This window comes from Agromyces sp. Marseille-Q5079 (assembly GCF_051016555.1).
In the GTDB taxonomy this organism is placed as follows: domain Bacteria; phylum Actinomycetota; class Actinomycetes; order Actinomycetales; family Microbacteriaceae; genus Agromyces.
In genome coordinates, this window is record NZ_JBPEJF010000007.1 from 157661 (window position 1) to 180854 (window position 23194).

General features: G+C 71.3%; 17 protein-coding genes. 11 read left to right on the top strand and 6 right to left on the bottom strand.

The features are described 5' to 3' along the window. Positions 1–96: 96 nt before the first annotated feature. Together hemG and hemE are read right to left on the bottom strand one after the other, a co-directional pair. Complete coding sequence (hemG, locus tag ACR3IO_RS15695; RefSeq protein ID WP_434072159.1) at positions 97–1608, bottom strand: protoporphyrinogen oxidase; 1512 nt, start codon at positions 1606–1608, stop codon at positions 97–99. After that, positions 1605–2753, bottom strand: a complete 1149-nt coding sequence (hemE, locus tag ACR3IO_RS15700) for a uroporphyrinogen decarboxylase (protein ID WP_434072160.1) — start codon at positions 2751–2753, stop codon at positions 1605–1607. The genes hemG and hemE overlap by 4 nt, the downstream gene beginning before the upstream one ends. A gap of 355 nt (positions 2754–3108) precedes the next feature. Between hemE and ACR3IO_RS15705 the strand changes: the two genes are divergently transcribed. The 3 genes from ACR3IO_RS15705 to ACR3IO_RS15715 all read left to right on the top strand — a co-directional run bounded on the left by ACR3IO_RS15705 (position 3109) and on the right by ACR3IO_RS15715 (position 6048). Beyond that, positions 3109–3858: a hypothetical protein gene (locus ACR3IO_RS15705; protein WP_434072161.1), complete on the top strand. Its 750-nt coding sequence runs from the start codon at positions 3109–3111 to the stop codon at positions 3856–3858. A 62-nt stretch (positions 3859–3920) separates the two neighbouring features. Next, entirely contained in the window at positions 3921–5291 is a 1371-nt protein-coding gene (locus tag ACR3IO_RS15710) for a glutamyl-tRNA reductase (protein WP_434072162.1), read from the top strand. A gap of 58 nt (positions 5292–5349) precedes the next feature. Beyond that, positions 5350–6048 carry a GNAT family N-acetyltransferase gene (locus tag ACR3IO_RS15715; protein WP_434072163.1) on the top strand — a complete coding sequence of 233 codons (699 nt, stop codon included), beginning with the start codon at positions 5350–5352 and terminating at the stop codon, positions 6046–6048. A gap of 34 nt (positions 6049–6082) precedes the next feature. On the opposite strand, the gene ACR3IO_RS15720 is transcribed toward ACR3IO_RS15715, so the two are convergent. Then, entirely contained in the window at positions 6083–7468 is a 1386-nt protein-coding gene (locus ACR3IO_RS15720; RefSeq protein WP_434072164.1) for a glycine--tRNA ligase, read from the bottom strand. A 148-nt stretch (positions 7469–7616) separates the two neighbouring features. Between ACR3IO_RS15720 and ACR3IO_RS15725 the strand changes: the two genes are divergently transcribed. The 4 genes from ACR3IO_RS15725 to ACR3IO_RS15740 all read left to right on the top strand — a co-directional run bounded on the left by ACR3IO_RS15725 (position 7617) and on the right by ACR3IO_RS15740 (position 12924). Then, a complete protein-coding gene (locus tag ACR3IO_RS15725) occupies positions 7617–8930 on the top strand; it encodes an alpha/beta hydrolase (protein ID WP_434072165.1) in 1314 nt (437 codons plus the stop codon). A 44-nt stretch (positions 8931–8974) separates the two neighbouring features. Then, positions 8975–11539 carry a phosphatidylglycerol lysyltransferase domain-containing protein gene (locus tag ACR3IO_RS15730; protein WP_434072166.1) on the top strand — a complete coding sequence of 855 codons (2565 nt, stop codon included), beginning with the start codon at positions 8975–8977 and terminating at the stop codon, positions 11537–11539. Between the two features lie 111 nt (positions 11540–11650). Continuing rightward, entirely contained in the window at positions 11651–12055 is a 405-nt protein-coding gene (locus ACR3IO_RS15735) for an NUDIX hydrolase (protein ID WP_116080218.1), read from the top strand. Next, positions 12055–12924 carry a hypothetical protein gene (locus tag ACR3IO_RS15740; RefSeq protein WP_434072167.1) on the top strand — a complete coding sequence of 290 codons (870 nt, stop codon included), beginning with the start codon at positions 12055–12057 and terminating at the stop codon, positions 12922–12924. The genes ACR3IO_RS15735 and ACR3IO_RS15740 overlap by 1 nt, the downstream gene beginning before the upstream one ends. A 32-nt stretch (positions 12925–12956) precedes the next feature. Here ACR3IO_RS15740 and ACR3IO_RS15745 read toward each other — a convergent pair whose 3' ends face one another. From ACR3IO_RS15745 to ACR3IO_RS15755, 3 genes are all read right to left on the bottom strand, one after another. Further along, entirely contained in the window at positions 12957–13682 is a 726-nt protein-coding gene (locus tag ACR3IO_RS15745; RefSeq protein WP_434072168.1) for a hypothetical protein, read from the bottom strand. Positions 13683–13863: 181 nt separating this feature from the next. After that, positions 13864–14772 carry a serine hydrolase gene (locus ACR3IO_RS15750; RefSeq protein ID WP_434072169.1) on the bottom strand — a complete coding sequence of 303 codons (909 nt, stop codon included), beginning with the start codon at positions 14770–14772 and terminating at the stop codon, positions 13864–13866. Positions 14773–14878: 106 nt separating this feature from the next. Next, a complete protein-coding gene (locus tag ACR3IO_RS15755; protein ID WP_434072170.1) occupies positions 14879–16924 on the bottom strand; it encodes a M13 family metallopeptidase in 2046 nt (681 codons plus the stop codon). Positions 16925–17181: 257 nt separating this feature from the next. Here ACR3IO_RS15755 and ACR3IO_RS15760 point away from each other — a divergent pair, with 257 nt between their 5' ends. From ACR3IO_RS15760 to ACR3IO_RS15775, 4 genes are all read left to right on the top strand, one after another. Then, a complete protein-coding gene (locus tag ACR3IO_RS15760; RefSeq protein WP_434072171.1) occupies positions 17182–19698 on the top strand; it encodes a sunset domain-containing protein in 2517 nt (838 codons plus the stop codon). A 76-nt stretch (positions 19699–19774) separates the two neighbouring features. Next, positions 19775–21646, top strand: coding sequence for a substrate-binding and vWA domain-containing protein (locus ACR3IO_RS15765; RefSeq protein ID WP_434072172.1), 1872 nt, complete (start codon positions 19775–19777; stop codon positions 21644–21646). 10 nt (positions 21647–21656) lie between these two features. After that, entirely contained in the window at positions 21657–22694 is a 1038-nt protein-coding gene (locus tag ACR3IO_RS15770; protein WP_434072173.1) for a hypothetical protein, read from the top strand. An 87-nt stretch (positions 22695–22781) separates the two neighbouring features. After that, positions 22782–23153 (top strand): YccF domain-containing protein, encoded by a 372-nt coding sequence (locus ACR3IO_RS15775; protein WP_434072174.1) that lies wholly within the window; start codon positions 22782–22784, stop codon positions 23151–23153. Positions 23154–23194: the final 41 nt, after the last annotated feature.

The following is a 23194-nucleotide window of genomic DNA, read 5'->3' on the forward strand; positions in this document are numbered from 1 at the left end:
ACCCCATTCCCCACTGCGCGAGAGCGCGACGTCATTCCAGCGTAGACCCCGTGAAGGTTCGCGCAAGGGGGTTGCGCAGAAAGTATGCCGTTCCGGCTATGCGTCGGCGCCCGGGTTCACGACGAGGTGCCGGATGCGCGCCGCGGCCTCGGTCGCGTGCGGCACGACCGAGGCGAGCCCGGTACCGGCGACCCAGGAACCCGTGACCTCGAGCCCGGGCTCCGCGGCGAGCGCGGCCTCGAGCTCCTGCACGCGCTCGCGCTGCCCGATCGTGGCCTGCGAGAGGGCGTCGCGCCAGCTCGCCCGCCCGAGGTCGAGCAGGGCGGTGGTGGGCACGTCGACCCCGAGCAGGGCGGATGCGTCGGCGAGCGCGGTCTCGCGGACCGCGTCCTCGTCGAGGCCGTCGAGCGGGTTCGCCTCGCCCGCCCGACCGTAGGACAGGCGCACGACGTGGCGTCCGTCGGTGCGTCGTGCCAGCCACGGCCACTTCGCGGTCGAGTGCGTGAGCGCCTTCGCGGTCACCCCGGGTGCCCCGGTCGCGACGAGCACGCCCGTGCCGCGAGGGGCCGCGTCGAGTGCCGGCGCGTCGAGCACCAGGGTCACGATCTCGACGGAGGCCGCGGACGGGCCGCCGGCCAGGTCGTCGACCCATCCGTCGACGGCGCCGGACAGGAGGCCGCGGGCGGCCTCGGCCGGGGCGGCGATGATCGCGAACCGGGCGTCGACGACGAGCTCGGATCCGTCGCGCAGGGCCGTCGCCCGCCATCCGGCGTCGCCGCCGTCGGCGTCGGGGCGCACGAGCGAGTCGACCGCGGCATCCGTCACGACCTCGGCGCCGAAGCGCGCGAGCTCGGCGAGCAGCGCGTCGACGAGGCGGTGCATGCCGCCGTCGAGCCCGAGCACGGCGCCGCCGGCCTTGCGCTCCTCGAGCAGCTGGCCGACCCCGCCCGACAGCGATCCGGTGCGCGTCATGGCCTCGTTGAGGCCGGGCGCGACGACGTCGAGGTCGAGGTCGTCGGGGTTGGTCGAGTAGACGCCCGAGGAGATGGGTGCGACGAGCCGGTCGAGCACGAGGTCGCCCATGCGATCGCGGACGAGCTTGCCGAGGCTGTGCGCCCGGCCGATGCTGAGGATCGGCTTCAGCCGGTCGAGGTAGGCGCGCGAGGCCCCGCTCCAGCCGATGATGCGGCGCACGTCATCGCCGAGCGGATTGGCCGGGATGCCGAGCACGCCGGTGCGCGGGAGCGGTGCGGCGTCGAGCCCGGCACCGCCGCGGCCGGTGGGCCAGACGAGCCAGGCTCCTGCGGGGTTCGGCTTCTCGACCGCGTCGGCGAGGCCCAGCCCGTCGAGCAGGTCGGCGACCGCGCCCCCGCGCGTCGCGAAGGACTCCGCCCCCGAGTCGAGCGTGATGCCGGCGAGCTCGATGCGCCCGACGCATCCGCCGGGCTGCTCTCGGCGCTCGAGCACCGTGACGCCCAGGCCGATCCTCGCGCACTCGAGCGCGGCGACCAGCCCCGCGACGCCGCCGCCGACCACGACGACGTCGGTCGTGCGGTGCTCGCTCGGGGCGGAGGCGTCCGCAGGCGACGCGGTCGGCCGTTCGGTCATGCGCCCGCCTCGTGCACGAGCTCGACGACGCGGGTCAGCACCGTCGGATCGGTCTCGGGCGGCACCCCGTGACCGAGGTTGAACACGTGCGCCGGGGCGGCGTCGCCGCGGCGCAGCACCTCGCGCACCGCGGACTCGAGCACCGGCAACGGCGCGCTGAGCAGCGCCGGGTCGAGGTTGCCCTGCAGGGGCACGCCCTCGCCGATGCGCTCGGCAGCCACGTCGAGCGGCACCCGGTAGTCGACGCCGACCGCGTCCACGCCGATGGCGTGCATCGCGCCGAGCAGTTCGCCCGTGCCGACGCCGAAGTGCACGACCGGCACCGCTCGGGTCACCGACGCGCCCGCGGCATCCGTCGTCTCGTACTCGAGGTCGTGCACGTGGCTGAGCGCGTTCGCCGAGGCCGGCGCGACGTGCGTCTCGTAGTCGGCCAGCGACAGCGCGCCCGCCCACGAGTCGAAGAGCTGTGCGGCGGATGCCCCGGCCAGCACCTGTGCGCGCAGGAAGCGCCCGGTCAGCTCGGCCGTCCAGTCCATGAGGGCGCGCCACGCGCCGGGGTCGGCGTGCATGAGCGTGCGGGCCGCGAGGTGGTCCTTCGACGGGCCGCCCTCGGCCAGGTACGCGGCGAGCGTGAACGGGGCGCCGGCGAAACCGATCAAGGGGGTTGCGGTGCCGGATCCGTTGTCGGTGCGGTTCAGCTCCGCGATCGTGAGCGCCACCGCCTCGGCGATGGGGGCGGATGCCTCGTCGAGCCGTGCGGGATCGATGGCGGTCAGCTCGGCGACGCCCGCGGCATCCGCGTAGCCCCTGCCGAAGACGGGACCGCGGCCCGGCTGGATCTCGACGTCGACGCCCACGAGCTTCAGGGGCACGACGATGTCGCTGAAGAAGATGCCCGCGTCGACCTTGTGCCGACGCACCGGCTGCAGCGTGATCTCGCTCGCCATGGCCGGATCGAGGCACGCGTCGAGCATGCGGGTGCCCACACGCAGGTCGCGGTACTCGGGCAGCGAGCGACCGGCCTGGCGCATGAACCACACCGGCGTCGTGTCGGCGCGCTCTCCTCTATATGCGCGCACGAGGCGCGAGTCACCCGTGAGGCCGGCGGAGAGGGGATGCTGCGAGGAGAGGATCACGCGGGCCATTCTCCCGCATCGGGCTGGGAGGCCTCGCGGCGTTCCGGCCGGCCGTCGCGGCGACCCCATGCGCACATGAGCAAAGCACAGGACCGCGCTTGTCGAGGACCGCGCGAAGGGTCTACAGTCGGACACGTTGTGCGCCCCCCTCGCACGACGACGCGCCGAAGGCGGCGTGCCTCCGTCCCCCCGGAGAAACTGACGACGTGTCCTGGTTCGTGTGTCCCCCTCTGTCCCCCTCGCCGATGTTCGACCGTGCGAGCCGTGGCCGTTCCGCCGCGCGCGCGCACTCGATCGAAGCAGGGTCCTCCGAACCGGGCAGGCGTTCGCCTGCAGTCCGCCTCGACGCGAGCGGAGCTCGGCGATGAGCGCTGATGTGCGGCACCGCACGGTCCTGACCGTGCTCGTCGCCGTCGCCGCCACCCTCGTGGTGGCAGCGCTCATCGCCGGGTCACCGGTCATCCACCGACTCGTGTCCCGACTCCCGTCGGTGCCGTCCGAGGCGATGGCGTCGGTGGTCGCCGTCGTCTGCCTCGTCGGCGCCGTGGTGTCGGCGATCACCCTGCTCGTGCGCGACGCGCGCATCCGGGCACGCCGCACCGCACTCCTCCGACTGCACCCCGAAGGGCTCGCCTGCGCCATCCGCGTCGGCCCGATGGCGCGGCAGATGAACGAACTCCGGCTCGACGACGCCGAGCGGCTGCGGCTCAGCCGCCGCTACTCGATCGTGGCCGACGAGCACGGCGTCACCTTCTGGGACGGCGGTCGCCGCCCACGACGGGTCGACGCCTACCCGTGGCGCGAGGTGCGCAACATCCGTGCCGACTCCATGATCGCCGGCACCACGGTGCTCTGCGTGCTGGTGCTGCGGGTGCGCCGCCACAAGAACAGCGTCGAACTGCCGGTCGTGCTCGCGTCAGGTCGCCCCGGACGCTACGCGATGTCGGATGCCGCGTTCTTCGCGGTCGTGCGCGACTGGAAGGCGAAGCACCGCGTCGCCCTCGCGGCCGAAGGCCTCGAGGTGCCGCCGCTGACCGCGCCGATCCCCGTGATCACCGCCGCGATGGCCCGCGAAGACGCCGAAGCGCGCGCCCTCGCACTCGCCTCGCGGTAGCCGAAGGGGCCTCAGTGCCAGCGCTGATCAGGACCTCCTCCGGCGGCGGGTAGAATCTCTCCGTGCTCATCTGCTTCTCCGCGAGTCACAAGAACGCCGGGTTCGACATGCTCGAGCGTCTTTCGGCGAACGCGAACCAAGCGGCACCGCGCATCCTCGAAGGCCACGACGCCGTGAAGGGTGCCGTCGTCGTCGCCACCTGCAACCGCTTCGAGGCCTACCTCGACCTCGACGCGCCCGACGACACGTCGCCGGTCGAGGTCGTGCACGAGGCGGTCCGCGCCGTCGGCGCCGTCGCCGACCTCGACGCGGCCGAGCTCCGCCAGACCTTCGGCTTCGTGCACGGCAACGCCGTGGCGGGGCACCTGTTCTCCGTGGCATCCGGCCTCGAGTCCGTCGTCGTCGGCGAGGGCGAGATCGCCGGCCAGGTCCGTCGCTCGCTCGAGCAGGCCCGCGCCGACGGCACCACCACCCCCGAACTCGAGCGGCTCTTCCAGCGGGCGTCGCAGACCTCGCGCCGCGTCAAGAACGAGACCGAGCTCGGCGGCGAGGGGCGGTCGCTCGTGCGCCTCGCGCTCGACCTCGCCGAGAGCCGCATCACCGACTGGGCGCAGACCCGCGTGCTCCTCGTGGGCACCGGCCGCTTCGCCGGCGCGTCCCTCGCGGCGCTCCGCGACCGCGGCGTCACCGACGTCGTCGTGCACTCACCCTCCGGTCGCGCCGAGAAGTTCGCGGTCGGCCACGACCTCGAACCGGTCGCGCCCGCCGCATACGCGAGCGTCGCGGCATCCGTCGACCTCATCGTCACGTGCACCACCGCCGACCGGCAGGTCGTCGACCGCGACCTGCTGCTCACCGGGCGTGCGACGCTCGCGGCCGCGGAGGCCCTGCCGACGATCGGACTCGTGCCCGAGCCCGCGGAGCCCGAGCGCCGCCAGCTCGTCATCGACCTCGGCCTGCCGCGCAACGTGGCGCCCGATGTCATCGAGGTCCCCGGCGTCGAACTGCTCGACCTCGAGACCATCAAGATCCACGCGCCGCTCGAGGAGTTCGGGGCCACCGACGCCGCCCGTGCCATCGTGCTGCGCGACGCCCGCGCGTTCGGCGAGTCCGGTGAGGAGCAGCGGCTCGCGCCTGCCGTCGTCGCCCTGCGCAAGCACGTGTTCGACATCCTCGACGCCGAGATCGAGCGCGCCGCCTCCCGAGGCGACGACGACGGCCGCGCCGAGGCCGCGCTGCGGCACATGGCCGGCGTCCTCCTGCACACCCCGATGGTCCGCTCGCGCGAGCTCGCCCGCTCCGGCGACCAGCAGTCCTGGATCGACGGGCTCGAGGCCATCTTCGGCATCACCCCCGTCGACGAGGCCGCCGGCGCGTCCGCGGTCGACCCCGCATCTGCGGATGTCGCGCGCGACGCCCGCTCGGCCGGCTGACACCGGGGCACGGCGGGCACCTCTCCAGGTCGAGCGCTCGGCGCGATAGCGTCGGAGGATGACCGACGCGCCGCTCCCGTTCGACGGGCCCCCGCAGCTCGCCCTCCCGTTCGACCTCGACGACCCGCCGTTCGCACCCGTCGAGACCGATCGCCTCGTGCTGCGCCCGCTCGAGGCATCCGACACCGACGATGTGTGGGAGTACCAGCGCCTCCCCGAGGTGCTGCGCTACATCCCGTGGCCAGAGCGAACGTACGAGGAGGGCCGGGCGCACACCGTGAAGCGGTCACGACTGCGCCGACTCGAGAAGGACGAGGACGCGATCATCCTCGCGATCGAGCTCGTCGGCGAGCCCCGCGTCGCCCCGGCCGCCGACGCGCGAGCGGATGCCGCGGGGCGAGCGGATGCCGCCGGCGGACGCGTGATCGGCGACGTCATGCTGCGCACCGACCGCATCGAGCACGGCCGGCTCGAGATCGGGTGGGTCGTGCACCCCGACTTCCAGGGGCGCGGCTTCGCGCGCGAGGCGGCCGCCGCCGTCATGGGCCTCGCGTTCGACACGCTCCGCGCACACCGGGTGCACGCCCTGCTCGACGCCCGCAACGCGGCATCCGCCGCGCTCTGCGAGCGACTCGGGATGCGCCGAGAGGCGACGATCCTCGAGGAGCAGTACGACGACGGCGAGTGGCAGGACACCGCGATGTACGGCATCCTGCACCGCGAGTGGGCGCAACGGAACAGCCCCACCGCCGGCTGAGCCGGCGACGGGGCTGTCGCGAACGCGGTGGGCGTCAGGCGCCGACGAGCCGAGCGCCCAGGTAGGCCTGCAGCTCGGCGAGCGGCACGCGCTCCTGCGCCATGGTGTCGCGCTCGCGCACGGTCACCGCGTCGTCGTCGAGCGAGTCGAAGTCGACCGTGATGCAGAACGGGGTGCCGATCTCGTCTTGGCGGCGGTACCGGCGACCGATGGCGCCCGCGTCGTCGAAGTCGACGTTCCAGTTCTTGCGCAGGTTCGAGGCGACCTCGCGGGCGAGCGGGGAGAGCTTCTCGTTGCGGGAGAGCGGCAGCACCGCCACCTTGACCGGCGCGAGGCGCGAGTCGAGGCGGAGCACCGTGCGGCTGTCGACGCCGCCCTTCGCGTTGGGCACCTCTTCGACGTGGTAGGCGTCGACGAGGAACGCCATGAGCGACCGCGTGAGGCCCGCCGCGGGCTCGATGACGTACGGCGTCCACCGCTCGTTCTTGGACTGGTCGAAGAACGAGAGGTCCTTGCCGGAGTGCTTGGTGTGCGTCGACAGGTCGAAGTCGGTGCGGTTCGCGACGCCCTCGAGCTCGCCCCACTCGCCGCCCGTGAACCCGAAGCGGTACTCGATGTCGACGGTGCGCTTGGAGTAGTGCGACAGCTTCTCCTGCGCGTGCTCGAAGCGGCGGATGTTCTCGGGGTCGATGCCGAGGTCGACGTACCAGTTCCAGCGCTGGTCGAGCCAGTACTCGAACCACTGCTCGTCGGTGCCGGGCTCGACGAAGAACTCCATCTCCATCTGCTCGAACTCGCGGGTGCGGAAGATGAAGTTGCCCGGCGTGATCTCGTTGCGGAAGCTCTTGCCGATCTGGCCGATGCCGAACGGCGGCTTCATGCGGGCCGCCTGCAGCACGTTCGCGAAGTTCACGAAGATGCCCTGCGCGGTCTCGGGACGCAGGTAGTGCAGGCCCGACTCGTCGTCGAGCACGCCGAGGTAGGTCTTCAGCAGGCCCGAGAACGCGCGCGGCTCGGTCCACTGGCCGCGCGTGCCGCAGTTGGCGCACACGATGTCGGCGAGGCCGTTCTCGGGGGCGCGGCCCTTCTTCGCCTCGTAGGCCTCGATGAGGTGGTCCTCGCGGTAGCGCTTGTGGCAGTTCAGGCACTCGATGAGCGGGTCGGTGAAGACGTCGACGTGGCCGGATGCCTCCCACACCGCCTTCGGGAGGATGACGCTCGAGTCGAGGCCGACGACGTCGTCGCGGCTCTGCACCATGTAGCGCCACCACTGGCGCTTGATGTTCTCCTTGAGCTCGACGCCGAGGGGGCCGTAGTCCCACGCGGACCGGGATCCGCCGTAGATCTCCCCCGCCTGGAAGACGAAGCCCCGGTGCTGAGCGAGGGCGATGACGGATTCGAGACGGCTGGCAGCGGCCACGGTGGCTCCAATGGTCGAGAGTTCGGGCCGATCGGCCCGGAAGAAACGGTGCCTCCATCCTACGTGCGGCGATCGGGTGCGCCATCCGCGCGAACGCCCGCACGGGCGCTACGCTGTGCCCATCGGCGGCCGGGGGCGGAGGTGGCGGATGCCCGATGCAGTGCTCGACGTCGTGATCGTCGAGGGGCCGGCGCTCCTCACGGTGTACGTGATCGCGGCCGTCCTGTTCGTGTACCTGCTCTTCCGCGGCGGATCGGGCGGATGGGCCCTCACCGCGATCGTGGTGCTGGTGGTCGGCGCGATGGTGGGCGGCGCGGCGCTCTGGGCGGCGGTGCACGTGCTGGACCTCTTCGGCGGGCCGGTGGCCGACGAGGCCTGGCTGTGGGTGCCCGCAGCGTTCGCCGCGATCACGCTCGCGGTGTGGAACCTGTGGCATTCGCGGTGGTGGCGCAAGCTCATCGCGGTGCTCGCGATCCCCGTCTTCGTGCTCACGGCCGTGCTCGGCGTCAACGCCGCGTACGGCATCGATCGCACGGTCGGCGATGTGCTCGGCATCTCGACGGCGAAGGACCTCGACATCCGCGACCCCGGCGTCGATCCGCCTCCCGCGGACCCCGCGGAGGCGCTGTACGCCACGTGGAAGGCCCCGGCTGGGATGCCGGAGACCGGGCTGATCGGAACACCCGTCCCGGCCGTGCCGAACACGATCTCCGGCTTCCCCGCGCGACAGGCCGAGCTCTACCTGCCGCCGGCGGCGCTCGTCGAGGACCCGCCGCGCCTCCCGCTCGTGATCATGATGATGGGCCAGCCGGGGCATCCCGATGCGACCTTCATCGCCCAGGTGCTCGACGGGTTCGCCGCGGAGCACGACGGCCTCGCGCCCATCGCCCTCGTGATCGACCAGCTGGGCGACCCCTCCGAGGACCCGCTCTGCCTCGACACCGACCTCGGCATGGTCGAGACCTACGTGATGCAGGACGTGGTGCCGTGGGCGAAGCTGCACCTGAACGTGCTGCAGGGCGCGACGTCGACGACGGTCGCCGGGTACTCGAACGGGGGCGGATGCGCGGCCTACTTCGGTGCGAAGTACCCCGAGACCTTCGGCAACATCATCGCGATCGCGCCGACCGAGTACGCCGGGGTCGAGCACCGCGGCGAGGTGCTCACGACGGTCTTCAAGGGCGACCAGGCGGCCTACGACGCGGTGAAGCCCGCGACCATCATGGACGCGAAGGCACCGTACGCCGACTCGGCCGCGATCTTCGCCGTCGGCGAGGACGACCATGCCTTCGCGCCCGGCACGGAGCGCCTGGCCGAGGCCGCGACGGCCGCCGGGATGGCCGCGACCTACGTCGAGGTGCCGGACGGCGACCACGGCGCGTCCACGTTGACCGCCGGACTCGAGGCGGGATTCGAGGCGCTGTACCCGCGACTCGGACTCGCGCCCCCTCCCGAGAACTGACCCCGGATGACGACGGCCCTCACCCCAGACCTCATGGAGCGACGATGACCGAGAACACGGCCCCCGCCGACCCGCAGGCCCCAGGCGACGTGGAGCCGAAGGGACGCCTGCGCACGACGGGCGAACTCCTCGGCGCGTTCGTGCGGCGCATCCCCTTCAGCATCGTGGTCGCGGTTCTGCTCGTCGTCACCTCCGCTGTGACGGGCACGATGTTCGGACCCGCCGGGCAGGACACGCTCCTGTTCTGGGCGGCCGGCGTCATCAGCACCTTCGACGGCGCGCAGTGGTGGACGGTCGGCACCTCGGTGGTGATTCCGCAGGACCCGTTCCAGCTCGTCTTCGGCGTGCTCGCCGCACTCACGCTCCTGGGCGTTGCCGAACGCCGCATGGGAACCTGGCGCGCGATCGTGGCGTTCACGGTGACCGGCGTGATCGGCACCGCGCTCGGCGCGTGGCTCCAGTGGTTCGGCGCCGAGGTCGGCGAGTGGTGGGCCACCGGCACGTCCGCCGACCTGACGCTCGATCCGCTCGCGGGCATCGTCGGGGCGCTCATCGCGTCGACGTCGTTCATGGGCGCGTTGTGGCGCCGACGCGTGCGCCTCGTGACGCTCGCCGCGATCCTCACGTTCGTGCTCTACGACGGCGACTCCTCGAACGCGTACCGCCTGATCGCGGCCGTCGCCGGGTACCTGCTCGGCGCCCTCCTGGCCGGCGACGCGTCCAAGCTCTCGGTGCGGCGCAGCTCCCACGCCGAGACCCGCACGCTCGTCGCGGCCGTCGTCGCGGTCACGGCCGTCGGCCCGGTGGTCGCCCTCGTCAACGCGACCGAGCTGACCCCGTTCGCCTTCAGCTCGTACCTCTTCACCGAGCAGCCGGTCTCGCTCGACGACCTCGTCTCGCGATGCGGCGACACGGCGTCGTCCCTGAGCGCCGCGTGCCTCGGCGACCTCGCCGTGCTCACGTCGCAGGGCTTCGGCATGTTCCTGCTCTCGTTCGTGCCCGTGGTGCTCCTGCTGCTCGCCTCGTGGGGGCTGCACCGCGGACGTCGATTCGCCCGGTGGCTCGCGATCGCCGTGAACCTGGCGATCATCCTGTTCGCCCGCACCTCGCTCGACGCCACGTTCACCGCCAACGACATCGACGACGACTGGTCGGCGTTCGACATCGGCGAACTGCTCGTCTGGGTGGTCGCGGCCTTCGCGCTGCCGATCGGGCTCATCGTCCTGTTGACGGTCACCCGCCGCCACTTCGGGATCCGCTCCCCCCGACGGGCGTTCCGGAGGTTCCTCGCGGTCGTCGCCGGCACGTTCGTCGTGCTCGCGGGCGTCTACTTCGTGGTCGCCCTCGCCACCATCGACGAGTTCTGGCCCGCGACGACGCAAGTCGACCTCGTCGTCGACACGCTCAAGCGCTTCGTGCCCCCGCACTTCCTCGCGGTGGTTGACCCGATCGTGGTGCCGGGCCACGACCTGACGAGCGTGCTCTGGCAGGGCGTCGGCGTCGTCTTCTGGCTGGTCTTCATCGTCGCGGCCGTCTGGCTCATGACCCGCACCGAGGTCGGGGCGGGGGCGGATGCCGCGCGCCTGCGCGAGCTCCTCCGACGCAACGGCGGCGGCACCCTCGGGTTCATGGCCACCTGGCCCGGCAACGTGATCTGGACCTCGCCCACGGCCGACGCCGCCGTGGCGTACCGCGTGATCAACGGCATCGCGATCACCCTGTCGGACCCGATCTGCCGCGACGAGGACGCCGACCGCGTCATCCGCGAGTTCACCGCCTTCTGCGACACGAACAGCTGGGTGCCGGTCTTCTACAGCGTGCACCCGCAGTACCTGCCGATCTTCGAGGAGCTCGGCTGGCAGCACATGTCGGTCGGCGAGGAGACGATCGTGCGCACGAAGGGCCTCGAGCTCACCGGCAAGCCGTGGCAGAAGGTGCGCCAGGCCCTGAACCGGGGTGTCAAGGAGGGCATGACCACGGTCTGGGCGAGCTGGGACGAGCTGCCCCGCGCGACGGTGGCCGAGATCAACGCGATCTCGGAGGAATGGGTCGCCGAGAAGGAGATGCCCGAGATGGGCTTCACCCTCGGCGGCATGGAGGAGCTGAAGGACCCCGACGTGCGGCTCATGCTGGCGGTCGGGCCCGACGGGCGCCTGCAGGCGGTGACGAGCTGGCTGCCCGTGTACCGCGACGGCGCCGTCATCGGGTGGACCATCGACTTCATGCGACGGGCCGACGACAGCATGAACGGCATCATGGAGTTCCTCATCGCCTCGGCCGCGCTCCGCATGAAGGACGAGGGCGCCGAGGTGCTGAGCCTCTCGGGGGCACCGCTCGCGACGAAGCCGCTGGCGCCGGGCGCCGAGGCTCCCGAGCCGACGGTCATGTCGCGCCTGCTCGAGTTCCTCGCGCGCACCCTCGAGCCCGCCTACGGGTTCTCGTCGCTCTTCCGCTTCAAGGCGAAGTTCAACCCCGACTACGAGACCATCTCGATGGCCTACCCCGATCCGCTGGCCCTGCCGACGATCGGCCTCGCGATCGGCCGGGCGTACCTGCCCGAGGTCTCGCCGAAGGAGGCCGTCGCGCTCGTGCGCACGCTGACGAAGTAGCCGGCAACGCGCCTACCCGGCCGGGGCGAGCGAGTCGCGACCGATCTCGGCCGACGCCGCATTGCGCGCCGCGCGCTCAAGGGCGACGACCTGAGACATAGGGTGGAACGGATGCCGCTGCCAGACCTGCTCGTCGCCGCGATCGCGCTCGTGCGCGACCGCCGAGTCCTCATGGTGACGGCGCGCGGCCGCGACGTGCACTACATGCCCGGCGGCAAGATCGATCCGGGCGAGACGCCCGCGCAGGCCGCCGCCCGCGAGGCGTTCGAGGAGGTCGCCCTCGACCTCGACCCCGACGGCCTCGTCGAACTCTTCGAGGTCGTCACCCAGGCCCACGGCGAACCCGACGGCCGCCTGGTGCGCATGCGCGTCTTCCGGGCCGAGACGGATGCCGCGCCCGTCGCATCCGCCGAGGTCGGCGCCCTGCACTGGGTCACCTCGGCCGACACCCACCGATGCCCGCCCGCGGGCGCAGAGGTGCTCCGGCTCCTCGCGGCATCCGGAACCATCGACTGATGTCCGAGCCCGCCCGGCGGCCGTCGATCCTCCGACTCATCGGGTGGACCCTGGCCGACGAGCTCTACGCCGGGTGGCGCCAGCTCGCGCTGCTCGGCGGCAATCGCCGGCCGAAGGCGTGGCGCGAGGGCGACGATGCACTGCCCGAGGTCGTCCTGCTGCCCGGCGTCTACGAGCACTGGACGTTCCTGCGGCCGCTCGGCAACGCGATGAACGCGGCCGGCCACCGCGTGCGCGTGGTGCGCGGCCTCGGCACCAACCGCATCCCGATCGCGGAGACCGCCCGGCGCGCCGCCCTCGCCCTCGCGGAGGTCACCGCCCCGGCCTCGGGGTTCGTGATCGTGGCGCACAGCAAGGGCGGGCTCGTCGGCAAGCACCTGCTCATGGACCGGGATGCCGAGCTGCTGGCGTCGCCGGCACTCTCGGACTCGACCGCCGGCGGCGGGGTCACGGGGGCCTCGACCGAGGTCGCCGACACCGCCGTGGCCCCCGGGATCGCCGACACCGCCGGAGCCGCCGACGTGATCGACGGCACGGAGGGCCCCGGAGTGCTCGGGCTCGTCGCGATCTGCACGCCGTTCGCCGGGTCCCGCTACGCCAGGCTGTTCGTCGACCCGACCATCCGGGCGCTCATGCCCCGCGACGAGACCATCGTGCGGCTCGCCGCAGCGGCATCCGTCAACGGTCGCATCGTCTCGATCTCGGGGATCTTCGATCCGCACGTGCCCGAGGGCAGCGAGCTCATCGGCGCGACCAACGTGCAGGTGCCGGTCGCCGGGCACTTCCGCATCCTGCGGGCGCCCGAGACGTTCGCCGCGGTGCGCGACGGCATCGCCCTGCTCGCCGAGCGAGCGCTGCCCGAGGGATAGGCGGCCGAGGCGGCGCGCTGCGCGTCGGCTCGTCAGTCGGCGGCGAGGCGGCGGCGCGCACCCACCATCGTCACGAGGAGTCCGCCGGCCACCAGCGCGAGCGCAGCAGTGAGGATGCCGCCTTCGACTCCGGTCTCGGCGAGCCGGGGCCCCGCCTCGCTCTCGGTCTCTGCTGACGGCGCCACGACCGGGGGGCCATCGACCGGCTCCGCAGGGACGGCGGCCGTGATGGTCAGCTGCACCTCGTTCGAGAACACGTTCGAGCCGTCGGCCAGGCCCTGCGTGACCTTCACCGTGAAGGGAAGCCGGTCGGGGGAATCCGCGGCGGCGAAGTCGCCGGGCGTCATCACGGCGTCGATCGTGCCGTCGGGTGCGACGTCGATGAGCTCCCAGCCCACCGTTCCCTGCCCGGCCCGGACGCCGATGCCAGTGAGCGGGGCGTCGGTGACGAATCCCGAGCCGGTCACGTGGATGCCGTCGAGCCAGTCACCCTCGGGGTAGACGGTGTTCTCGACCTGGATGACCGGCTCGAAGACCTCGGCAGCAGCCGGCGACGCCGGCGCATCGGCCTCGGTCTCGGCCTCGGCCTCGGGCAAGGCGCTCGGGTCGAGCGCGGGGTCGGTTTCGGAGACCGCCGGGCCCGTCGCGGGCACGACCTGCTCGTCGGCCGTCGCCGGAGCGGACGAGAGTGCGACGAGCATGAGGCCGGCGGTGAGGGCGAGCGCGCCGGCACCGAGTCGGGAGGGGTTCACACGCACGGGGAGTTCCTTCGGGTCGGACGCCATCGTCCGCCGAGGGGCAGGACGATGAAGACTCTAAGACACGAAAGGAACCCTTCCGAACCCGCCCGATCACGATTCGAGAACGGTGTTCTCAGGTCGCGGACGGTCGGTCGCGAGGCGGACGGTCGCGAACGCGACCGGCACGCCGAGCCGCGCGTCAGTGCACGTACTCGAGCAGGTCCATGCCGAGCTGCCGCATGCCGTCGAGCACCGCGAGGCGCGACGACAGGCCGGTGTCGGCGAAGTAGGTCGACACCGCGTAGGACACGCTCGCGCGCGGCCCGCGAAGCACGCCCACCTCGCTGCGCACGCCGCCGTCGGTGCCCGTCTTGTTCACGAGCAGCACACCGTGATCGGGCGTGCGGTGCGCGAGCGGGTCGAGGCCGAACGCGCTGGCGACCATCGAGAGGTCGGAGTTCAGGGAGAGCCATCCGATGACCCGCTGCGAGACCTCGGGGCTCACGATCTCGCCGCGCGCGAGCGACGCGAACAGCCAGGTGAGCTCCTTGGCCGAGCCGATCGAGAGCTGCGGTGCGTCGTCGGGACCGCGGTGGTCGCGCACGAGATCGAGCAGGGCCGTGCGGGTGAGCCCCAGCGCCTCGGTACGCGCACGAACGGACTCGAGTCCCACATGCCGGAGCAGCACGTTGGTGGCCAGGTTGTCGCTCGTCGCACCGATCATGGCCGCCAGGTCGGCCAGCGGCAGCGACGGCGACTGCAGGTGCTGCCAGATGCCCGAGTCGCCCACGGCGTCGCGCGGTGCGCGATCGAGCACCGTGAACGTCTCGGCGCTCGTGCCCGTGAGCCGGGACGCGACCTCGACGAGCAGCAGCACCTTGCCGATCGAGGCCGTGGGCATGACCACGTGGTCGTCGACCGAGAACAGCTCCTTGCCTGTCGCCAGGTCGGTCGCGCGGGCCGAGACCTGCACGCCCGCGAGTGCGAGGTCGCTCAGCGCTTGGAACCCGCGCGCGAAGTTCTCGTTGACCTCTTCGCCGCGGTGCTTGCCGCGGTGCACGTTGGAATGGCGCGCTCGGCGCTCCGATCCCTGCGACGGCGTCACCACGGTGCTTGCACGAACTCTCTGGGCTGGTCGGCGTGCTGGGCCACGGCGGTCGGCACGCTCGGGTGGGTCGGACGGGTCGGATGAAGCGGGTCGTCGGCGGCCGGGGCTACCAGATCGTGACGCGGTCGGCCGGGTCGAGCCAGAGCGCGTCATTCGGGGTCACTTCGAATCCAGTGTAGAACTCGTCGATGTTGCGCACGATCTGGTTGCACCGGAACTCGTTGGGCGAGTGCGGGTCGATCGCCAGCAACCGGATGACCTCAGCATCGCGGCCCTTCATCTGCCAGGCCTGCGCCCACGAGAGGAAGAACCGCTGGACGCCGGTGAGCCCGTCGATGACCGGCGGCTCCTCGCCCGCGAGCGAGATGACATAGGCACGCCAGGCGATGGCGAGACCGCCGAGGTCGCCGATGTTCTCGCCGATCGTGAGCGCGCCGTTGACGTGGTTCGCATCGGCGGCCTGGTCGTCGTCTTCGGCCTCGGCAACGCTGTCGGCGTCGGCGTCGGTGACCGTCACGCCGACCAGTTGGGCGGGCACGAGCGCGTCGTACTGCGCGATGAGCGCCTTGGTGCGCTGCTCGAAGGCGGCGCGATCGGCCTCGGTCCACCAGTCGGTGAGGCGGCCGTCGCCGTCGTACTTGGAGCCCTGGTCGTCGAATCCGTGGCCGATCTCGTGCCCGATCACGGCGCCGATGGCGCCGTAGTTCGCCGCGGCGTCGCGCGACTCGTCGAAGAACGGGTACTGCAGGATCGCCGCGGGGAACACGATCTCGTTGAAGCCCGGGTTGTAGTAGGCGTTGATCGTCTGCGGGGTCATGAACCACTCGTCGCGATCGATCGGCCGGCCGATCTTGCCCAGCTCGCGGTTGAAGGTGAACTCGGCGGTCGCACGCACGTTGCTCACGAGGTCGTCGGCGACGATCTCGAGCGAGGAGTAGTCGCGCCACTTCACCGGGAACCCGATCTTCGGCGTGAACTTCGCGAGCTTCTCGAGGGCCTTCGCCCGCGTCTCGTCGCCCATCCACTCGAGGGCGTCGATCGACTGCCGGTACGCCTCGACGAGGTTGGCGACGAGGTCGTCCATCGCCTCCTTCGCGGTCGGCGGGAAGTGCCGCTCGACGTAGATGCGGCCGACGGCCTCGCCCATGGCGCCCTCGACGAGCGAGACGCCGCGCTTCCACCGCTCGCGCAGCTGCGGCGTGCCGCTCAGGGTGCGGCCGTAGAAGTCGAAGTTCGCCTCGACGAAGTCGTTCGAGAGGTAGGCCGCGCTCGAGCGGATGACCTGCCACGCGAGCCAGTCCTTCCAGGCGTCGAGCGAGTCGGCCGTGAGGAGGGTGCCGATCGCCTCGACGAACGACGGCTCGCGCAGCACGACCTCGTCGAAGGCACTCGCGGGCACGCCCATGGCGTCGCGCCAGACGTCGAGGTCGACGGACGACGAGGGGCCGGATGCGGCGGCCGCGGCATCCGCCCAGCTCGTGAGGTTGTACGTCTTCTCGCTGTCGCGCGTCTCGACGTTGCTCCAGTGCGCGGCCGCGATCGCGGTCTCGAGGTCGTAGACCCGCTGCGCGCGACCGGCGGGGTCGTCGAGCCGGGCGAGCCCGAACATGCGCTCGAGGTGCGCCCGGTAGGCCTCGCGGATCGGCGCGAAGCGCTCTTCGCGGAAGTAGCTCTCGTCGGGCAGGCCGATGCCGCCCTGCTCGAAGAAGACGAGGTAGCGCTCGGGGTCGCCCGGGTCGTTGTCGACGAAGAGCTGCAGCAGCCCCGCGACACCCTGGCGCTCGAGGCGGCCGAGCGCGTCGAGGAAGGACGGCACGTCGTTGATGAGCGAGACCTCGACGAGCTGGCCGGCGATCGGCGTGGCGCCCAGCATGTTCGCCCGCTCCTCGTTGAGGAAGGTCGCGTACAGGTCGCCGACCTTGCGCGCCTCGGTGCCGGGCTCGGCGACCTGCGACTCCTCGATGATCTCGCGCACGGCCTTCTCGGCCTCTTCGTGCAGTTCGATGAACGACCCGAATCGCGCCTTGTCGGCCGGGATCTCGGTGCGTTCGATCCACTTGCCGTTGACATGACGGAACAGGTCGTCCTGCGGTCGCACCGCATCGTCGAGTTCGTCGTGCGCGATGCCGGAGGTGAGCGAGACGTCGGTCATGCGTCCCACCCTATGCGTGCCCGCCGACCGAGCGGATGCCCCGGGGCCGGTCTCATGGCGCACTCGCAGCGTGGCCCGTACGGGCACCGATGTCCAGCGCCCACTCCCCAGTCCGAGATGCTCATGACCTCTGAACTGGTGACCCGATCCGATGGTGCGCATTGCAGGACACCACCCCCGTTCTGGGGAGGCGTGTTTCCGGCACTTCATCAGGTGTTCCGCCTAGGCTCGATCGGTCCGCCCGGAATTGGAGAACGTTGAACACACTGCTCAGATCTCGAGGGCTCTCGCTCGTCGCGACCGCCGCCGCTGCCCTCGTCATCGCCGCGCTCATCCCGGCGTCGCCCGCGTTCGCCGATGAAGACGATCCGACGACGCCCGTCGGCTCCATCGCCGGCGTCGTCACCGATCCCGCCGGTGCTCCAGCCGAAGCCCTCTGCATCACCGCGGAGGTGTTCGACGACGCTGCATGGGCACCCGTCGACCTCGGCGTCGAGGTGCGCACGGATGCCACGGGCGCGTACATCCTTACCGGACTCGGCACCGGCACGTACGCCGTCAGCGCCGACTCGTGCACCGCTTCCACTGAAACGCTCCGCACCTGGGCCCCGTCGCTCGCGGCACAGCCTGCGATCAGCGACGGCACGGTCGCCGCCGACGGCATCGTCGTCTCGGCGGACTCGACCACCACGGCCGACATCCAAGTGCTGCCGGCGGCGGTCGAAGCACTCGCTGCCCCGACCATCTCGGGCGGCGCGCAGTTCGGGGCGACGCTTACTGCCGACCACGGCATCTGGAGCGTGAAGGACCTGGAGTTCACGTACCAGTGGCTTCGCGACGGCGCGCCCATCGTCGGCGCGAAGGGCGACACGTACGTCGTCACCGCGGAGGATATCGACGCGACACTCTCCGTCGCCGTCACCGCGTCCCGAATCGGATGGGAGGCTGCCACGGCCACGTCCGTCGAGAGCGCGCCAGTGACCGCGCTCCCGATCACGTCGAACACTCCGACCATTTCCGGCACGGCGAAGGTCGGCCAGCAGCTCACGGCCGCCGGCGGCGCATGGTCGCCCGTCGAGACGGTCCTGTCGTTCGAGTGGCTGCGGAATGGCGACGTGATCAGCGGCGCAGTCGCGTCGACCTACACCCTGACGGCAGCCGATCTCGGAACGGCCATCTCGGTGCGCGCAACCGGCGCGCTCGCAGGCCACACCACGACCACGCAGACTTCGGCGGCAACCGCGCTCGTCGCGAGCGGCACGTTGACGACGGCGACGCCGAAGATCACCGGCGCTGTGAAGGTCGGATCCATCCTCACGGCAGCGCCCGGATGGACGCCCTCGAACATCGCCTACACGTATACGTGGAAGCGCAACGGTACCGCGATCACCGGTGCGACCAAGGTGACCTACACGCCGACCTCTGCCGACCTCGGCGCGAAGCTCACCGTCACCGTCAGGGGCGCTCTCACTGGCTACACGGCCGTCACCCTCACGTCGGCCTCGACCGCAACTGTGGCCGTCGGCACGTTCGTCGCTCCCGTCCCGACCGTGTCGGGCACGGTCGCGGTCGGCCGCACCGTCACGGCCGTGCCCGGCACGTGGAAGCCCGGCGCATCCTTCACCTACGTGTGGAAGCGCGCCGGCGTGCCGATCACCGGCGCGACGAAATCGACCTACCCGATCACGGCGACCGACCTCGGCAAGGCCCTCACCGTGACCGTCACCGGCACCGCGACCGCCTATACGACCGCTTCCAAGACCTCGACCCCGGTCACCGTCGCCGCCGGCACCCTGACCGCACCCACGCCCACCATCGCGGGCATCCGCGCGGTCGGTCGCACCCTCACCGCGGCCCCCGGAACCTGGAGCCCCTCCGGCGTCGCATTCACCTACCAGTGGAAGCGCGCGGGCGTCTCGATCACCGGAGCGACCGCGTCGACCTACGTGCTCACCGCAGCCGACCTCGGCAAGACCCTGACCGTCACCACGACGGGCAAGAAGGCCGCCTACTCGACCCTCGCGAAGACCTCAGTCGCGACGACCGCTGTCGCCGCAGGAACGCTCGCAGCCTCCACGCCCACGATCTCGGGCACCCGCACAGTGGGCAAGACCCTCACCGCCGCCCCGGGAACCTGGAGCCCGTCCGGTGTCGCACTCACCTACCAATGGAAGCGCGCCGGCATCGCGATCACCGGGGCGACCAAGTCGACCTACGTGCTCACCGCGTCCGACCTCGGCAAGTCCCTGACCGTGATCGTCACCGGCAAGAAGGCGGGCTACAACGCCCTCACCAAGACCTCCGGCGCCATCACGAACGTCGTCGCCGGAACCATGTCCTTGACGGCAGGCGTCAGCGGCACGGCGAAGGTCGGCTACACCGTCGCCGCGACGGCCACGGCAGCGTCCGGGGCGACGTTGTCGTACCAGTGGTACCGCAGCGGCGTGTTGATCAGTGGCGCGACCGGGCGAACCTACAACCCGTCGAACTCCGACATCGGCAAGACCCTCGCCGTCGCCATCACGGCCCGCAAGGCGGGGTACGCAACGCTGACGGCCCGCTCCGGTGCCACGGCCGCCGTGCGCCCGCCCGACAGCGCCCCGCCGATCAGCGGGACGTGGAACTGCCCGAGCTGGGCACCGATCAAGGGCAATGCCGACTCGATGATTTACCACGTGCCCAGTGGCGCCTACTACACCCGGACGAACCCAGAGGAATGCTTCTCCTCGGAGTCTGCGGCTGTGAATGCCGGGTATCGGAAGTCGAAGCTCTAGGGCGTCGCCGAGCATTCCCCGTCCCGTCCGGATCCGAGCGTCCCCACGGCGCGAGCCGGAGACGTACCCTGTTCCCATGGCACCCGTTCCGCGGCGCACGGCCGCCCGCTCCCCGTTCCCGACGACCTCGAGGCGGGGTGTGCGCGCGTCGCTCGCGATCTCGATCGTCGCGGTGGCCGCGGTGGCCCTGAGCGCGTGCACGTTCGGCGAGAACACGGTCGACGGGTCGCCCGTCGACGGGGGCGACTTCGCCGACGACGGCTGCACGAGCGTCGTCGTCGCGACGTCATCGGAGAAGGTCAACATGCTGGAGGCGCTGGCCGACGCGTTCAAGCAGTCGCCCGAGCACGAGGCGCTCGACGAGTGCGCGACGGTGCGGCCCGTGAACGTGTCCTCGGGTGACGCGACCCGCTTCCTCACGGCGGGCGGCGACTGGCCCGACGAAGACCCGCGGCGCTGGCCGACCCTGTGGTCGCCGGCATCCACGGTGTGGACCGAGCGCGTCGCGGCCGCGGCATCCGCCTCGCTCGTCGGGGAGCCGGTGTCGTTCACGCACACGCCCGTCGTGTTCGGCGTGCCCGAGACCATGGCGAAGGCGCTCGGCTGGCCCGACGCCGAGATCGGCATCGCCGACTTCGAGAAGCTGTGCGCCGATCCCGCAGGATGGGGCAGCGTCGGCAAGCCCATCTGGGGCTCGTTCAAGATCTCGAAGACGAACCCGAACACGTCGACCACGGGGCTGTCGGCGATCCTGATGCAGTCGTACGAGGCATCCGGCAAGACCGCCGACCTCTCGGCCGACGACGTCGCCGCGGCCGAGGAGTTCTCGCGGGTGTTCGAAGAGTGCGTGATCCACTACGGAGACACCACGGGCAAGGTGCTCACGACCCTCTACGACGAGACGCAGCACGGTTCGGGCGGCTCGGGCTACGTCTCGGCCGTGGCGCTCGAGGAGACCTCGCTGCTGAACTACAACCAGGGCAACCCCGACTCGCACACCGTGCAGCCCGGTGAGACGCTGACCCCGCCGAAGGAGAAGCTCGTCGCGGTGTACCCGTCAGGCGGCTCGATCTGGTCGGACAACCCGGTGACCGTGCTCGGCGCCGACTGGGTGACCGAGGCGCAGGCGACCGCGGGTGAGGCGTTCATCGCCTTCCTCGCCACCGCGAAGGCGCAGCAGATCCTGCCCGAGTACGGGTTCCGACCGCTCGACGAGTCCGTGCCGCTCGGCGACCTGTTCACCGCAGAGTACGGCGTCGACCCGGCCGGCCCGGCGACCACGCTGCCGCGACCCGGCGTCGACGTCGTCTCGGCGGCGCTCGACCAGTGGACACAGATCCGCAAGCCCTCCTCGGTGCTCGAGGTCATCGACATCTCGGGGTCGATGGACGACCCGATCGGCGACGGCCGATCCAAGCTCGACGGCGCGATCGAAGGCGCCCAGGCGACGCTCGGCCACTTCCGGCCGACCGACGAGGTCGGCGTCTGGGCGTTCACGACCGACGTCGAATCCGCCGCCGGGAAGAACCTCATCGACCTGCGGGGAGTCTCGCCGCTCGGCTCCGACGGCGAGACGCTGCGCTCCTCGATCGCCGACCTGCGTTACGCGAACCGGCAGGGCACGCCCCTCTACGACGCGGTCGCCGCCACGTACGAGGAGATGACCGCGCGCGCCGAACCGGGCCGCATCAACGCGGTCGTCGTGCTCTCCGACGGGCAGGACACCGACTCGTCGATCTCGATCGACTCGCTCATCGCGAAGATCGGCGAGGCGAGCGGCGAGGGCGGCGACGACGCGCCCGTGCGCATCTTCCCGATCGCGTACGGCGAGGGCGCCGACACCGGGGCGCTGCAGCGCATCGCCGAGGCGACGGGCGGCCAGTGGTTCGACGCCTCCGACCCCGCGAAGATCGACCTCGTGTTCGCGTCGGTCATCAACAACTTCTAAGGGGCGACGGATGGATGTCTCGCTCTCCGCATCCGACGGCGGGTACGTCGACGATGCCGTGGAGGCACTGCAGACCTCGACGGTCTATGTCGCACCAGACGCGACCGGCATCGACGCGCAGGCGCTTCAGGCACGGCTCGTCGGCCAGATCGGGAGCGACTCGATCGGGATCGCTGTGCTCTCCCCGAACGCCGAGCTGGAGGACACCGGGCTGAACATCGCCATCCAGCTGGGTCAGGAAACGGGCTACGACACGATCATCGTGGCTATCGGCGACGACCTTTCAGCCGCGTCGAAGGTCAGCCCCCTGGCTGGCGGTGAGGCGATGCGTATCGCGAACGTGGCCCAGGAGAACTCCGACAGCGTAGAGGCGGCGCTCACCACGACGGTTCAGGACGTGCAAGCGGCCGAGCCGGCGGCATCCGGTGCGGGCGGAGCCGACGGCGGCGGCTCGCTGGTCCTCGGGCTCGCGATCGGGGCGGCCGTGATCGTCGCCGGCGCCGCGGCCGCAGTCGGCGTGATCCGCGCGCGACGTCGCCGGGGCTCGATCGACGCACGGTTGCCCGACCCGATCCGGCGGCACGTCGCGACGCTGCGCTCGCTGAGCTCCGCCTACGCGCAGGTCGGCGCCACCGGCAACGCGGTGGCCGCGCAGACCGCGACCGACGTCGCGGGCATCGCAGTCAACGTCGAGGAGCTCTTCGCCCGACTCGACCAGCGCAGCGGCGCCGACCAGCGCGGGCTCGCCGCGATCGAGCTCGACGCCACGCTCCGCAAGCTCACGGCGGCACTCGACCGCGACTACCTGCTCGACATCCTCACCCACCCGCACCTCTGGGACGACCCCGACGAGCGCATCCGCGAGGTGCGCAACGCCGTCACCGCGGTGTCGGCGGACCTCGTGCAGAACATCAGGCAGGTGAACGCCCGTCGCGGGCTGCACTTCCAGGTCTCGCTCGACGGCCTCATCGGCAAGCGCTCGGAGCTGCAGGAGTGGGAACGCGCGTTCGAGCGTGCGGCCGACGAGGGCGAGCGCCCGCCCGCGTGAACGACGGGCGTGAACGACAGGCGTGAACGACAGGCGTCGCCGACGCGCGGATGGCGGTGGCACGGCCGGACTTGATTGAATCGACGCATGAACACCGTGCTCAACATCATCTGGCTCGTGCTCTCGGGCTTCTGGCTGTTCCTGGGGTACCTGGCGGCCGGGGTGATCATGTGCGTGCTCATCGTGACGATCCCGTGGGGCATCGCGTCGTTCCGCATCGGCCTCTACGCGCTCTGGCCGTTCGGCCGCACGGTGGTCGCCAAGCCGACGAGCGGCGCGTGGTCGTTCATCGGCAACGTCATCTGGTTCCTGCTGGCCGGCATCTGGCTCGCGATCGCCCACCTGATCTCGGGCGTGCTGCTCTGCATCACCATCATCGGCATCCCCCTCGGCATCGCCGACTTCAAGCTCATCCCCGTCTCACTCGCCCCGCTCGGCAAGGAGATCGTCGACATCTGACGAAGCGGATGCCGCGGGCCGGCGTCGAGCGCGAGCCGCAC

Excerpts from the sequence above, each read along its gene's own strand:
- hemG (WP_434072159.1), bottom strand. The coding sequence starts at position 1,608 with ATGACCGAACGGCCGACCGCGTCGCCTGCGGACGCCTCCGCCCCGAGC.
- hemE (WP_434072160.1), bottom strand. The coding sequence starts at position 2,753 with ATGGCCCGCGTGATCCTCTCCTCGCAGCATCCCCTCTCCGCCGGCCTC.
- ACR3IO_RS15705 (WP_434072161.1), top strand. The coding sequence starts at position 3,109 with ATGAGCGCTGATGTGCGGCACCGCACGGTCCTGACCGTGCTCGTCGCC.
- ACR3IO_RS15715 (WP_434072163.1), top strand. The coding sequence starts at position 5,350 with ATGACCGACGCGCCGCTCCCGTTCGACGGGCCCCCGCAGCTCGCCCTC.
- ACR3IO_RS15725 (WP_434072165.1), top strand. The coding sequence starts at position 7,617 with ATGCCCGATGCAGTGCTCGACGTCGTGATCGTCGAGGGGCCGGCGCTC.
- ACR3IO_RS15730 (WP_434072166.1), top strand. The coding sequence starts at position 8,975 with ATGACCGAGAACACGGCCCCCGCCGACCCGCAGGCCCCAGGCGACGTG.
- ACR3IO_RS15735 (WP_116080218.1), top strand. The coding sequence starts at position 11,651 with ATGCCGCTGCCAGACCTGCTCGTCGCCGCGATCGCGCTCGTGCGCGAC.
- ACR3IO_RS15740 (WP_434072167.1), top strand. The coding sequence starts at position 12,055 with ATGTCCGAGCCCGCCCGGCGGCCGTCGATCCTCCGACTCATCGGGTGG.
- ACR3IO_RS15755 (WP_434072170.1), bottom strand. The coding sequence starts at position 16,924 with ATGACCGACGTCTCGCTCACCTCCGGCATCGCGCACGACGAACTCGAC.
- ACR3IO_RS15765 (WP_434072172.1), top strand. The coding sequence starts at position 19,775 with ATGGCACCCGTTCCGCGGCGCACGGCCGCCCGCTCCCCGTTCCCGACG.
- ACR3IO_RS15770 (WP_434072173.1), top strand. The coding sequence starts at position 21,657 with ATGGATGTCTCGCTCTCCGCATCCGACGGCGGGTACGTCGACGATGCC.
- ACR3IO_RS15775 (WP_434072174.1), top strand. The coding sequence starts at position 22,782 with ATGAACACCGTGCTCAACATCATCTGGCTCGTGCTCTCGGGCTTCTGG.